This is a genomic window from Paracoccus angustae, from assembly GCF_042648745.1.
GTDB lineage: Bacteria > Pseudomonadota > Alphaproteobacteria > Rhodobacterales > Rhodobacteraceae > Paracoccus > Paracoccus angustae.
Genome location: NZ_JBHRXY010000001.1, coordinates 472219 through 484496, shown reverse-complemented (window position 1 = coordinate 484496; position 12278 = coordinate 472219). Strand labels below are relative to the sequence as shown.

General features: G+C 62.9%; 13 protein-coding genes and 1 pseudogene. 5 read left to right on the top strand and 9 right to left on the bottom strand.

The window, feature by feature from the left end; genetic code table 11:
• The first annotated feature begins 65 nt into the window (after positions 1 to 65).
• The gene (locus ACFOM8_RS02600) at positions 66 to 794 is read left to right on the top strand and encodes a GntR family transcriptional regulator (protein WP_377759023.1); all 729 of its coding nucleotides are present in this window, start codon (positions 66 to 68) and stop codon (positions 792 to 794) included.
• Positions 795 to 1609: 815 nt separating this feature from the next.
• On the opposite strand, the gene ACFOM8_RS02595 is transcribed toward ACFOM8_RS02600, so the two are convergent.
• From ACFOM8_RS02595 to ACFOM8_RS02580, 4 genes are all read right to left on the bottom strand, one after another.
• The gene (locus ACFOM8_RS02595) at positions 1610 to 2500 is read right to left on the bottom strand and encodes a 2-hydroxyacid dehydrogenase (protein ID WP_377759021.1); all 891 of its coding nucleotides are present in this window, start codon (positions 2498 to 2500) and stop codon (positions 1610 to 1612) included.
• A 2-nt stretch (positions 2501 to 2502) separates the two neighbouring features.
• Positions 2503 to 3237 carry an amino acid ABC transporter ATP-binding protein gene (locus ACFOM8_RS02590; RefSeq protein WP_377759020.1) on the bottom strand — a complete coding sequence of 245 codons (735 nt, stop codon included), beginning with the start codon at positions 3235 to 3237 and terminating at the stop codon, positions 2503 to 2505.
• Positions 3234 to 3842, bottom strand: a complete 609-nt coding sequence (locus tag ACFOM8_RS02585) for an amino acid ABC transporter permease (RefSeq protein WP_377759177.1) — start codon at positions 3840 to 3842, stop codon at positions 3234 to 3236. Before ACFOM8_RS02585 ends, ACFOM8_RS02590 begins: the two co-directional genes overlap by 4 nt.
• A gap of 107 nt (positions 3843 to 3949) precedes the next feature.
• Positions 3950 to 4711, bottom strand: a complete 762-nt coding sequence (locus tag ACFOM8_RS02580) for an ABC transporter substrate-binding protein (protein WP_377759018.1) — start codon at positions 4709 to 4711, stop codon at positions 3950 to 3952.
• Between the two features lie 93 nt (positions 4712 to 4804).
• On the opposite strand from ACFOM8_RS02580, the gene ACFOM8_RS02575 reads away from it, so the two are divergent.
• The 3 genes and pseudogenes from ACFOM8_RS02575 to ACFOM8_RS02565 all read left to right on the top strand — a co-directional run bounded on the left by ACFOM8_RS02575 (position 4805) and on the right by ACFOM8_RS02565 (position 7675).
• On the top strand, positions 4805 to 5422 hold the full coding sequence (locus ACFOM8_RS02575; protein WP_377759016.1) for a helix-turn-helix domain-containing protein: 618 nt from the start codon (positions 4805 to 4807) through the stop codon (positions 5420 to 5422).
• A gap of 14 nt (positions 5423 to 5436) precedes the next feature.
• Positions 5437 to 6729, top strand: coding sequence for an NAD(P)/FAD-dependent oxidoreductase (locus ACFOM8_RS02570; protein WP_377759014.1), 1293 nt, complete (start codon positions 5437 to 5439; stop codon positions 6727 to 6729).
• A gap of 153 nt (positions 6730 to 6882) precedes the next feature.
• Positions 6883 to 7675: pseudogene (locus ACFOM8_RS02565) on the top strand (IS5 family transposase).
• Positions 7676 to 7684: 9 nt separating this feature from the next.
• On the opposite strand, the gene ssb reads toward ACFOM8_RS02565, so the two are convergent.
• Positions 7685 to 8182, bottom strand: coding sequence for a single-stranded DNA-binding protein (gene ssb / locus ACFOM8_RS02560; protein WP_377759012.1), 498 nt, complete (start codon positions 8180 to 8182; stop codon positions 7685 to 7687).
• A gap of 170 nt (positions 8183 to 8352) precedes the next feature.
• Here ssb and ACFOM8_RS02555 point away from each other — a divergent pair, with 170 nt between their 5' ends.
• Positions 8353 to 8976, top strand: coding sequence for a lytic transglycosylase domain-containing protein (locus ACFOM8_RS02555; protein ID WP_377759010.1), 624 nt, complete (start codon positions 8353 to 8355; stop codon positions 8974 to 8976).
• Between the two features lie 80 nt (positions 8977 to 9056).
• Here the strand turns inward: ACFOM8_RS02555 and ACFOM8_RS02550 are convergent, their stop codons facing one another.
• The 4 genes from ACFOM8_RS02550 to ACFOM8_RS02535 form a co-directional block, all read right to left on the bottom strand.
• Complete coding sequence (locus ACFOM8_RS02550; RefSeq protein WP_377759008.1) at positions 9057 to 10361, bottom strand: homoserine dehydrogenase; 1305 nt, start codon at positions 10359 to 10361, stop codon at positions 9057 to 9059.
• 73 nt (positions 10362 to 10434) lie between these two features.
• On the bottom strand, positions 10435 to 10878 hold the full coding sequence (locus ACFOM8_RS02545; RefSeq protein WP_377759006.1) for a methyltransferase family protein: 444 nt from the start codon (positions 10876 to 10878) through the stop codon (positions 10435 to 10437).
• A complete protein-coding gene (locus tag ACFOM8_RS02540; RefSeq protein WP_377759004.1) occupies positions 10878 to 11399 on the bottom strand; it encodes a hypothetical protein in 522 nt (173 codons plus the stop codon). Before ACFOM8_RS02540 ends, ACFOM8_RS02545 begins: the two co-directional genes overlap by 1 nt.
• Before the next feature lies 1 nt (position 11400).
• Positions 11401 to 12216, bottom strand: a complete 816-nt coding sequence (locus ACFOM8_RS02535) for a glycosyl transferase (RefSeq protein WP_377759003.1) — start codon at positions 12214 to 12216, stop codon at positions 11401 to 11403.
• Between the last annotated feature and the right edge of the window lie 62 nt (positions 12217 to 12278).

The following is a 12278-nucleotide window of genomic DNA, read 5'->3' as shown; positions in this document are numbered from 1 at the left end:
CATACAGAGGCACATTGCCGTGAGTCAACCGTCGTGACAGAATCGGCATGGCAAGAGAGAGACCAATGCAGAAACAACCGATCTATGCGGAGCTTGCCGATGCGCTCATTCGGGAGATCCATGAAGGGGTTCACCCCGTCGGCGCTTTGCTGCCCACTGAATTGGAAATAGCGGCCAAGCAAAAGATAAGCCGCTCGACCGCTCGCGCAGCCTTGAACCGGCTGGTCTCCCTGGGCTTAGTAACGCGGCAGAAGGGAGTCGGAACGCGCGTTAGTGCGACGAAGCCGGGCGCCTATGGAGCCTCGACCAGCACGATGGAGGAGCTTGCGCATTTCGGAGCCGCAACGCATCGCGAGGTGCAGGGTACCAAGGAAGTAGTTGCAGATGAGGAACTGGCGCGATCACTTGGTTGCCGCCCGGGAAGCCGTTGGATCGACGTCTCCGTGATAAGGACCGAACCAGGAGCGGTGGCCCCGCCAATCTGCTGGACAGATAACTACATTGCCACAGAGTTTGGGGCTGTCGCGTCGGAGATCGGAACCTTTCCTGGTCTGATCGCAGAACTTATTGCGCAGCGCTACGGGACCGAAGTGGACGAAGTACAACAAATCATTCGACCTGCACTGCTCGATGCCGGCATTGCACGAGCTATTGCCGCGCAACCAGGCGAACCTACGCTGGAGATCATCAGACGTTACCTGTCGGCCGGCCGGATAATCTACATCAGCGTCAGCCAACATCCAGGTGACCGTTTCGATTACAGGATGTCCCTGAAGCGGCAGGCAAGATCATAAGGTATGCCCAAAGCAGACACTCTGTGGCGTCGACCATCTGACCAGCCGCCGACGGTATCTTTGTGCCGAGTTGGGTCTGCAACGACTCACAGGGAGAGCCGTCATGTTAAAAAGTATCACGGTCGGGCTCGATCGGGCAAAGAATGTGTTCCAAATGCATACAGCTGACGGTGCAGAACGAAATATTCTTTGCCGAGGAGTTCTGCGTACGAAGGTCGTGGATTTTTTTGGCCAGCCGCCCTCTTGAGTCGTGGGAAAAGGGGGACTGTGTCGGCGCGCATTTTTGGGCCGGAAGATGGGCAAGTTAGGTCATGAAGTGCGGCTCATCTCGCCCGCTTATATGAAGGCGTACTCGTACTCAAAGCCGCCTTCCTGCAAAAACTCTGATGAAGAGGGATGTCACGCCACACTCCAGAACCCCTCGTGATACGGCCGGAGTTAAAGGCGTCGTTCCACGTCACGGTGCCGATCTACTTATCGGGCGGGAACCGCTCCAGCTTGTCGATCTTCGCGTAAAGAAGCTAGTTGGCCATAGTGGTCTCGCCCACCCGACCATGATCACGGGCTGGAAAAGAACCGCGAGAGTCGGTGGTTGATAATGTGCCTGGCCGATAATGGACATCTTGAGGCACTCGATGGCTTGCACAAAGGAGCAGAAGAAGCCGTGCTGGTCTGATGAGGAGGAGCGCTTGATCTGCATGCAGGCGGCGGCATCCTTCGCCATGCTCTTCACGGAGGTCGTGGAGGCGGTCCTCCAAAACCTGGAGAAAATCATTCGGGCCGCATTGGGCTTCGAAGCCAAACCGGCTGCGTTCTTACCAAACCCGCGCCAAGGCTTCTGCCAGCAACCGACGCAGAGCTGCGTCGGTTTTGAAGCCGGCATGTGCTGTTACGGTCACGTTCGGGAGAAGCAACAGGGGATGATCAGCAGGCAGTGGCTCTTCATCAAAGACATCCAGTGCCGCATGGCCCAATCGACTTTCCGACAAGGCCGCGACGAGCGCTGGGGTGTCGATGAGTCCCGCGCGCGCAGTGTTGACGATCACTGCATCGCGCTTCATCCGACCCAGCGCGGTTGCATCAATTATACCCGACGTTTCCGCAGTCAGTGCCAGATGAAGGCTGATGACATCTGCGGTCTCCAGCAGGTTATTGAGCGGCACCGGGGGGCAGGGCGCCTCAGAAACGGGGGAGCGGTTCCATCCCACCACATTGAACCCCAGGCCAGCAGCCAGCTTGGCTGTCGCGCGGCCAATCCCGCCCATGCCGACGACGCCAAATGTGAGATCCTGGAACTCCCGTCCAGCGAGCGGCTCCCAATGCCCGGCGCGTATGCTGCGGTCCATTGTCGCGATCTGGCGGAGCGCGCCCAGCGCAAGCGCAATGGAATGCTGGCCCACTGCCCGGTCGCCATAGCCGCGGATCGTCTCTACCGAGACGCCGCGAGCCTGAGCGGCCTCCATGTCGATATAGGAGGATGCGCCCGTGCCCAGGAAGATGATCCGCCGCAGCAATGGTGCTGCGTCCAGATCGGCCGCAGCCATATAGGTATGCCCATTCCAAACGGTCTCCGCCTCCGCGATCAGGCCGCGCAGCTTTTCCGGCTCGGGATCGCCTTCATGGATGACCATGTCATCAGGGCAATCCAGATCGTGAAGCAGCCGCACGCTGTGCGGAGTCGCATCCACATAGACCAGCTTGCCCATGATCATTCCATCGGATGAATGACGCGGTGCAGGAAGTCCTGGGTGCGAGGATGCTGCGGGTTACGCAGCACCTCTTGCGGCGAGCCTTGCTCCACGATCGCCCCGCCCTCGAGAAAGAGAACGCGGTCGGCAACAGCACGTGCAAACTCCATCTCGTGAGTGACGACGACCATGGTCATTCCCTCGGCCGCAACGTCCCGCATGACGGCCAGCACCTCGCCCACCAGTTCGGGATCAAGGGCCGATGTAGGCTCGTCGAACAGGATCGCCTTTGGTTTCATCGCCAGAGCGCGTGCAATGGCCACGCGCTGTTGCTGCCCGCCCGACAGCTTGCCTGGATAGGCCCCCAGCTTGTCCCCCAATCCAACCTTGTCCAGAAGCTCTGCCGCCTCGTCACGCGCTTCTGCCCGGCTGACCTTCTTGACGAAGACCGGCCCCTCCATGACGTTTTCCAACGCGGTCCGGTGTGGAAACAGGTTGAAGCGCTGAAACACCATCGACACCTGGGTGCGAATGCTTGTGATCGAGCGGTCGGCGGGATCGACTTTGACACCCTCGATCAGGATCGCTCCACGCTGATAGGTTTCCAGTCCGTTGATGCAGCGCAGGATCGTCGATTTGCCAGAGCCGGAGGGGCCGATGATGCAGACCACCTCGCCCTTGTTGACGTCGAACGATACGCCCTTGATGACCTCCAGCTTGCCGAAGGATTTGTGTATATCCTGAACCTGGATCATGCCTGCGAATACCTTTTCTCCAAATGCCGGGTGAGGAAGGTCAGCGGCAGGCTGAGCGCCAGGTAGATCAGCGCCACGAGCGTGAAGACTGTCATGTTGTCAAAGGTCGAGGCTGCAATCAGTTGTCCTTGCCGGGTCAGCTCGGCCACCGTGATGGTGGAGACCAGCGATGAGTCCTTGAGGACCATGATGATCGTGTTGCCGTAGGGCGGCAGGACGATGCGAATGGCCTGAGGAATGATCACGCGCCGCATGACGAGTTGATCAGTCATGCCGATGGAATGTGCCGCCTCGATCTGGCCCTTGTCGATCGCCTCGATCCCGGCGCGGAAATTCTCGGCCTGATAAGCCGAATAGGCGATGCCCAACCCGATGATGCCGGCCTGCATGGCGGAAAGATTGATCCCGATCTCGGGCATGACGAAATAGATGTAGAACAGTTGCACGATGATCGGGATGCCGCGGATGATCGTCACGAACCCGCGGCTGATCCCCACAAGGATCGGGATGCGGGTCCAGGTCATCACCGCCCAGACAAATCCCAGCAGCGTGCTGAGCAAGACGGAAAAGAACGTGACGACCAGTGTCAGCCATACGCCTTCCATCAACAGCGGCAGATAATCGGCAGTCCGTTCCCAAAATCCCATCGGCGAATGTCCTGTTCAGTGGCAGCAGAGTAGGACGGCGGTCATCATCGCCGCCCCGGCAGGTGTTACTCGATGCCCCACTCGGCGATGATCTCGTCAAGCTTGCCGGCTTCCTTGATCTTGGCGATGCCGGAGTTCAGGCGCGCAAGCAGTTCGGGTTCGTTCTGACGCACCGCGATGGCGACATTGCCGACGATGGTGCTTTCATATTCAGGCACCAGGCGCACGTCGGATGCCCCCTGCGACAGCTGATAGGCGACGATCGGGCGGTCGCCGAAGCCCGCGTCGATTCGGCCCAGCGAAACATCGCGCATGATGTCAGCGATGGTGTCGTAGACCTTGACCTCTTTCAGCTTGTCATTGGCCTGTAGCGGCGCGACATACGCGGTGCCGACCTGCGCCCCGACGACCTTGCCCTCAAGATCGTCCAGTGTGGCATAGGCTGTTGTGTCGTCCTTGGGGACGAACAGCCCCTCGCCATAGGAATAAACCGGATCCGTGAAAGCGACCACTTTGGCCCGCTCTTCGGTCGCATACATGGCGGCCGCAATGATATCGATCTTGCCCGAGGTCAGCGACGGGATCAGCGCGCTCCACTGGGTGGCTTCGATGTCAGTCGAGAAGCCTTCCTCTGCACCGACTGCATTGATGATATCGACCATCACGCCGTCGATCTCGTTCGTTTTGACATCAAGGAAGGTGAACGGCACGCCTGACGGCGTCGAGCCGACCTTGAAGGTTTCCTGCGCCAAGGCTTGCCCCGTGAAGGCAACACTGGCGGTCAGCGCCAGCACGGCACCGCGCATCATCTGAGTCACTTTGTTCATTGGTCAGCCTCCCCGGCCCATACAAGTTTATCTGGATTGAAAATTCGTGCAGGTTGTTTCACTGTGGTCGAACAAACATCGGGTTGTCAACGCATGTCCCTGCCGGCCAATATCCCTACCGACGAGGCGCCCGCGGATGCGGCAGATGAAACGGGCCGGGTCGATCTCGGCACCAGGCTGCGGCGGCGGCGCAAGGTTCGTGGTCTCTCCTTGAAAGAGGTCGCACGGCGTGCCGAGGTCTCGATCGGGTTGATCAGCCAGGTAGAGCGCGGGCTGACCATGCCTTCCGTGCGATCGCTTGGGGCGATCTGCAGCGCATTGGAGATGCCGGTCGGCTGGCTATTCGATACCGCCGATACAGACGAGGTCGACGATCTGGTCGTGCGGCGTCATCAGCGGCGGGTGCTGGATCTTGGCGCGAAGGGAATGATCAAGGAACTGATGACGCCCGACAGCTGCACCGGCATCCAGATGATGCGGCTGGTGATCCGGCCGGGTGGCTCAACCGGCGACACGCCCTACAATCATCCCAGTGGTGCAAAATGCGGCACCGTTCTGTCGGGCCATCTGATGCTCGAGGTTGATGGCGATACCCGCCGTCTGACCGCTGGAGACAGTTTTGCCTTTGAAGCTACGTGCATGATCCGCTTCTGGTGCGAAGACAGCGAGGCCGCCGAGGTCTTGTGGGTTGTCACACCGGCCGTCTACTGAAAGGAACCCTCAGGATGATCCAGAACGAAGAAGCCGTCATCGCCAACTCGCTTTGGACGGCGACTGCCAATCCCGCGCCGGATTGCCCGCCCCTGCGAGGGAAGGTTGAGTGCGACGTGGCAGTGATCGGGGCAGGCTTTACGGGACTGTCCGCAGCTGTCCATCTGGCCGAACGAGGAAAACGGGTCGTTGTTCTGGATACACACACTCCTGGTTGGGGGGCGTCCGGGCGCAACGGCGGTCAGGTCAATCCGGGGCTGAAGGAGGATCCCGATACGATCGAGGCGCAGTTCGGGCCGAAAGTGGGCGGCCGCATGGTGGCGATGTCAGGCGGGGCAGGGCAGTTCGTCTTCGATCTCATCGCCCGCCTGAACATTGAATGCGATGCCAAACAAACGGGCTGGATCCAGCCGGTCCACAATGAGACCGCAGATGCGGTAGTCCGTCGCCGTGTTGAGCAATGGTCTCGGCGAGGGGCTCCGCTGCGAATGCTGGACCGAGATATGACAGTGGCTCTTTTGGGCACCGAACTCTATCGCGGAGCAATGATCGATGAGCGCGGGGGTAACCTGCATCCGCTGAACTATGCGCTGGGTTTGGCCGATGCCGCAATTCGGGCCGGAGCGGATATCCATGGGGGCAGCCGCGTCATTGCACATGAAGTGCGCGGATCTGATCACCTGCTCCGCACCGAAGGCGGTCAGGTTCTGGCCCGCAAGGTGCTGGTATGCACGAACGGCTATACATCGTCCGTTGTCCCTCCGATGGACCGCACGGTCGTCCCGATCCGCTCGATCCAGGTTGCGACCGACATCCTGCCCCCTGAGATAGGCAGTCGAATTTTGCCTCAAGGCCACTCAGCCTCGGACAGCCGCCGGCTCCTCGTCTATTTTCGTAAGGATGCGGCAGGGCGCTTCATCATGGGCGGGCGCGGCAACTATTCGGCCGCGGCGACGAATCGGCAGATGCAGGTCCTGCGCGACGCCTCAATCAAGCTCTATCCCCAGCTGCGTGAAGTTCTCTGGCGCTTTGCATGGGGCGGTTACGTCGCCATGACCGCGGATCACTATCCTCACCTGAACCTTGTCGCGCCGGGCGTCATGGCGGCGATGGGCTACAACGGGCGCGGTGTCGCGGTCGCATCCTCTATGGGCAAGGTTCTTGCAGACTGGGCAACTGGCACGCCGGAGGGCGAACTGGACTATCCCGTGACTCCGCCGCGCCCCATTCCGTTCCACTTTCTCCGAAAGCCGGCCGTGATCGCTACTGTGGCGTGGTCACGATTGCAGGACCGTCTGGGGAGATAGTCGTCACCCGGGGCCTGCCTGTGCGACAAATTGTGCAGCCGCATCGAGATCATCTTCATGGGGCTTCGGGACCGGAGACAAACCGCCAAGCGCGACAACGCCTCTAGATCCGCAAGGGCGCCGTCCTCCTGCGTCCGGATCTGGTCATGATTCATGCTGGTATCTGCGAAGGAGACCTGCTTGGCACGAGACCTCATGTCGGACGAGAAATGGGTGTTCTTTGAACATTTCATTCGTGCTGTCCGTGACGCGAACGGGCGCAGGCCTACCAACCATCGCCTCGTCCTTGATGGCATTTTCTGGATCGCCCGCACCGGCGGACCATGGCGAGACCTGCCGACCGAGTTCGGCAAATGGTCGAGCGTCTACCGACAATTCCGGCGCTGGACACTCGCGGGCCTCTGCGAGGACATCCTGGAGGCCCTGAACCAAAGCGGGGCAGTGCCAAATGCCCTGCAAATGATCGACAGCACCGTCATCCGCGCGCACCATCAGGCAGCGGGTGCTAAGGGGGACTCTGCGCCAGGGTTTCGGGCGTTCTCGAGGTGGTTTCACGACCAAGATTCACCTCCTCGTCAACGCACACGGGCTTCCCATGAGGACAGAGATCACGCCGGGCCAGACGTCGGACTATCTCGGTTTCGACCTGGTGATGGCGGACAATCCGCCTCGCCCGAGCGTGCTGCTCGCAGATCGCGGCAACGATGCAGACAAGATCAGGGAGGGCATGAAGCCACGAAACGTTCTGCCCGTGATGCCGATGCGCAAGAGGCGCATCGGCGTGGATCGCTCGCTTTATCGCCTCCGCAATCTGGTCGAGCGCTGCTTCAACAAGCTTAAGAACGCCCGGCGGGTCGCAACGCGCTATAACAAGACCGCCGAAAGCTTTCTCGGCTTCATCGACATCACGCCGACCCGACTATGGATCCGCCATTTGTCAACATGACCTAACCCGTCAGAACGGGATCTCGTCGTCGTAGTCGCTGCGGCCGCCGCCCCCCTGGCCGCCCCCGCCCGAGGGCGAGCCGCCGCGGTCGTAATCCTCGTAGCCGCCGCCAAAGCCGCCGCCGTCGCGGCCGCCGCCGCCCGCACCGCCGCCGTCGCGGCCGTCCAGCATCTGCAAGGTGCCGCCGAAGCCGCGCAGCACCACCTCGGTCGTGTAGCGGTCCTGGCCGGACTGGTCCTGCCATTTGCGGGTTTCCAGCTGGCCCTCGACATAGACCTTGCTGCCCTTTTTCAGAAACCGCTCAACGACGTTGACCAAGCCTTCGGACATGATGGCGACGCTGTGCCATTCGGTCCGTTCCTTGCGTTCCCCCGTGTTGCGGTCCTTCCACTGTTCGGACGTGGCGATGCGCAGGTTGGCGACCTTGCCACCGTTCTGGAAGGTGCGGATTTCGGGATCGCGGCCCAGATTGCCGATCAGGATGACCTTGTTGACGCTGCCTGCCATGAGCGGGCTCCTTGGATATGTGTTCTTGATGACGGTCTAGCGCAGCGCCATGCCCGATGCAAATGCGCGCTTAACCGCCGAAAGCCGGTGGACTGGCCCAAAAGCCATGCTGGCGATGCGGATGGATTTCTGTATAGTCCCTCCAAAACCCACAACAACGAGGGACGGGGATGATGTTTTTCCCAACCATCAAGGCGGGTCTGTGCGCGATGCTGATCGCAGGCCTTGCGCTGCCTGCCGGGGCCGAGGGATTGCGCCTGTCGGGCAGTTCATCGAAATCGAGGGCCGAGCAATTCGCCCGCCAGACCCGGCTGATGGATTCGCGGCTGGCGGGGCAATACCAGCAATCGGCCCGCCTGCAACCCCGGGGCCGAAGCTCCGGTTCGGTCGACATCCAGCTGTCGGCGAACATCCCCGCCTATCGCGGCAAGCGCAGCGACTTCATCCCTCATGCCCGGGCAGCCGCGCGCCGCTACGGCATCCCCGAGGATCTGTTCCTGCGCCTTGTCCAGCAGGAATCGGGCTGGAATCCGCGCGCCCGGTCGCACAAGGGCGCAACGGGCCTGGCGCAACTGATGCCGGGAACGGCGGCCAAGCTGGGCGTGAACCCGCATGATCCGGTGCAGAACCTTCAGGGCGGGGCGCGCTATCTGCGGATGATGTACAACCAGTTCGGCAACTGGAACCTGGCGCTGGCCGCCTACAATGCCGGGCCTGGCGCGGTCCAGAAATACGGCGGCATCCCGCCCTACCGTGAAACCCGCAACTATGTGCGGATCATCGCCGGGGGCTGAAAAGCTTCTTCTTTGTCCAAATACCCTCGGGGGTGAATTGGCCGCAGGCCAAGAGGGGGCGCGAGCGCCCCCTTTCTTCGTCAGACTTCCTCGATCCGCAGTTCCACCGGATCGCCCGCCAGGACGCCGGTGCGGGGCAGGGCCTCGATGGCGAAGTCGATGGCCTCGGGCGTGGTCTTGTGGGTCACCACCAGGACCGGAACGCTGTCCGGGCTGTGCTGGCCGTATTGGCGCATCCTGTCGATGGAAATCCCCGCATCGCCCAGCACCGTCGCCACCTTGGCCAGCGCGCCGGGCTTGTCCTGCAACTCCAGCCGGATGTAATAGGCGGCCGGAACCGCCGTCCGGGCGGGCTGCGCCGCCTTCAGGCCGGCCGCAGGCTGGCCGAAGACCGGCAGCCGCACGCCGCGCGCGATCTCCACGATGTCGGACAGCACCGCGCTGGCGGTCGGGCCTTCGCCCGCGCCCGCCCCCCGCAGCACGATCTGGCCCACGCTGTCGCCTTCGACCACGACCATGTTCGTGCCGCCCATCAGCTGCCCCAGAGGGCTGTCTGCGGGCACCAGGCAGGGCGACATGCGCTGTTCCAGCCCGCGCGGCGTCATCTGCGCCACCCCCAGCAGCTTGATGCGATAGCCCATGTCGGCGGCGCGGCGGATGTCGTCGATGCTGACGCGCTCGATCCCCTCGATTTCCACCGCGTCGAAGTTGACCTGCGTGCCGAAGGCGATGGCCGACAGGATCGCCAGCTTGTGTCCCGCGTCGATGCCGCCCACGTCCAGCGTCGGATCGGCCTCCAGATAGCCTAGCTGGCGGGCTTCCTCGAACACGGCCTCGTAGGGTAGTCCGGCGCTGGCCATTCGCGTCAGGATATAGTTGCAGGTGCCGTTCATCACCCCCATGACCCGGCGGATCTCGTTTCCGGCCAGCGACTCCGTCATCGCCTTGATGACGGGGATGCCGCCCGCCACCGCGGCCTCGAAGCGCAGGGTGCGGCCCAGGCTCTCGGCCAATTCTGCAAGCGCCTGCCCGTGGACGGCCAGCAACGCCTTGTTCGCGGTCACCACATCCTTGCCCGACCGCAGGGCGGCCTCGATGCTGTCCTTGGCGACCCCCGCGTCGCCGCCCACCAGTTCGACGAAGACGTCCACGTCCCCGGCCGTCGCCACGGCCATCGGGTCGTCTTCCCAGCGATAGCCCGACAGGTCGGCATCGCGGTTCTTGCGCCTGTCGCGGGCGCTGATGGCGGTGATCGCCACCGGGCGGCCCGTCCGGCGCGACAGCAGATCGGCGTGTTTCTGGACGATCTTGACGACACCGATCCCGACGGTGCCAAGCCCGGCGATGCCAAGTCTCAAGGGATCGGGGCGAAGGGGGGACGACATGAAAGCCTCTTGTCTTAAGGTCGCCTGCTGTTAGCGTGGCCCGCGGCGTCATGCAACGCGCGAAAGCCCGCGGTCACAGCCAGCGGCGCGTTCGCTGCCGGTATGCCGCGAAGGCCTGGGGAAAGGCGCGGGCCAGCCGCTGTTCCTCGGACGCGACGAAGCGGGCCGAGACGATCGCCGCGAAGCCCGCGACCAGCGGCGGGGCCGCAAGCGGGGCATGAAAGGCCAGGCAGGCTCCGGCAAGGATCAGCGCGTCGGCCAGATAAATCGGGTTGCGCGACAGCCGGAACGGCCCCGAGGTGACCAGCCGGCTTGGCCGGCCATGCGGATCCACCGTGGTCCGCGCCCGGACCAGGGTCAGGACGGCCCAGATCATCAGCGCCACCCCGGCCAGGACCACGGGCGGGCCCGCCGCTGCAAGCCGGTCTGGCCCATGCGGCGCCACGCGGCCCACGGCCCATCCCGCCAGCCCAAGACCGGCAAGCCAGATCGGGGGATGATCCGCCGTCAGCCGCATCAGTCCTGCCCCCCGTCGCCCGCCCATTTCCCGTCGATGCCGGTGCCGCGCATGATGGACAGGACATCGCGCGCGGCGCGCAGCGTGTCCGCATGGATGGCCAGAACGGCGGCCGGGTCCATCTCGTCGGGATAGCGTTCGCCCTTTGTGTTGACAAAGGTCGGGTGCCAGTGGCCGGGCCTTGTGCCGGGCCGCCAGGACGCATGGCACAGCAGGTTGCGCTTCAGGCGGATGGCGCCCAGCTCCCGGGCCAGCAGGGGGTGGTCGCGGATCCCCGCATCCTTCACGGCCGCGACGAAGCTGTCGATCAGCGTGCCAAGCGTGTCGTCGGCAATATCCTCCATCCGGCGCAGCCACCGTTGCCAGGCCTTGCCATCCGAGTCGTCCCCGAGTTCCTTGCGCGTCAGCGAAAAGATCGCCCGCTTCAAGGCTTCCTCCAGGAAGCCGAAGCCCGACACCGCATGGCCGATGGCCGCGGCCATGTCGTCGGTCAGGCGAACGGGGGCGGGTCGGCCGCTCATGCTATTCGCGCCACAGATCCTTTACCCATGTCGCGGGCAGCAGATAATGGCGCAGGTGCCGGGACAGGCTTTCGCGGCGCCCGCTTCCGAAGGCGGCGCGCAGGTGATCCAGCGGTGGTCGGTGTTCGTGATCGTCCCTCCAGCGTCCGGCGATGGCTTCGGGCGGGTTGAGATGACCCGCGAAGATCACGATCCGGCTGTTTCGCGGCACCTTCGGCTCGCGGACATAGTTCAGCGGGAAAGGCGGGATCGAGTGCATGCGGAAATGCGCCAGCCAGCCGCGCGGCCAGAACTTGACGCCCCCCGGCGCATTGCGGGTGACAAAGCGCTGCTCGAACCTATAGGTGTCCGCCGCCGCCTGCGGATCGGCGCGAAAGATGTCTTGCAGCGGTTTCAGCTTGCCCACCCGCATCCGATAAACCGAGGTCTGGCCCAGCTTCTCGAACGGGGTATTGGGATTGCGTCCCAGGATGGTGTCGTCGGGATCGCCATGGGTGAAGAAGGGATCCAGGTTGCCGGTGATGATCACGTCCAGATCCAGAAACAGCACCACGCCCGTCACGTCGCCCAGATCGCCCCACAGCCGCGACTTGGGCCATTGGCCCCGGTTCGTGACGGGGGCCTGATAGTCGAAGACCGGAAGCGGCCTGACCGCGATGTCGGGATGCAAACCCGCCGCGTTGTCGGTGAAGCAGAACAGCCTGAAGGGCGGGGTGATGTTGCGCCCGATCATCCCGTAAAGGCGGTTGACGTATTCCGGCCCGAACTTCGTGCCCCACTTGATGCAGATGATCTGCTTGATGTCCGGCGCGTCCATCTGCTTTCCCCTTGCTGTCGGCCGCAGGGTTTCACAGCCGCCGGGCCAAGGCAATGTCCTTC

Coding starts and splice junctions, on each gene's coding strand:
- ACFOM8_RS02600 (WP_377759023.1), top strand. CDS start 66: ATGCAGAAACAACCGATCTATGCGGAGCTTGCCGATGCGCTCATTCGG.
- ssb (WP_377759012.1), bottom strand. CDS start 8,182: ATGGCAGGCAGCGTCAACAAGGTCATCCTGATCGGCAATCTGGGCCGC.
- ACFOM8_RS02595 (WP_377759021.1), bottom strand. CDS start 2,500: ATGGGCAAGCTGGTCTATGTGGATGCGACTCCGCACAGCGTGCGGCTG.
- ACFOM8_RS02550 (WP_377759008.1), bottom strand. CDS start 10,361: ATGTCGTCCCCCCTTCGCCCCGATCCCTTGAGACTTGGCATCGCCGGG.
- ACFOM8_RS02575 (WP_377759016.1), top strand. CDS start 4,805: ATGTCCCTGCCGGCCAATATCCCTACCGACGAGGCGCCCGCGGATGCG.
- ACFOM8_RS02540 (WP_377759004.1), bottom strand. CDS start 11,399: ATGAGCGGCCGACCCGCCCCCGTTCGCCTGACCGACGACATGGCCGCG.
- ACFOM8_RS02555 (WP_377759010.1), top strand. CDS start 8,353: ATGATGTTTTTCCCAACCATCAAGGCGGGTCTGTGCGCGATGCTGATC.
- ACFOM8_RS02545 (WP_377759006.1), bottom strand. CDS start 10,878: ATGCGGCTGACGGCGGATCATCCCCCGATCTGGCTTGCCGGTCTTGGG.
- ACFOM8_RS02570 (WP_377759014.1), top strand. CDS start 5,437: ATGATCCAGAACGAAGAAGCCGTCATCGCCAACTCGCTTTGGACGGCG.
- ACFOM8_RS02585 (WP_377759177.1), bottom strand. CDS start 3,842: ATGGAAGGCGTATGGCTGACACTGGTCGTCACGTTCTTTTCCGTCTTG.
- ACFOM8_RS02535 (WP_377759003.1), bottom strand. CDS start 12,216: ATGGACGCGCCGGACATCAAGCAGATCATCTGCATCAAGTGGGGCACG.
- ACFOM8_RS02590 (WP_377759020.1), bottom strand. CDS start 3,237: ATGATCCAGGTTCAGGATATACACAAATCCTTCGGCAAGCTGGAGGTC.
- ACFOM8_RS02580 (WP_377759018.1), bottom strand. CDS start 4,711: ATGAACAAAGTGACTCAGATGATGCGCGGTGCCGTGCTGGCGCTGACC.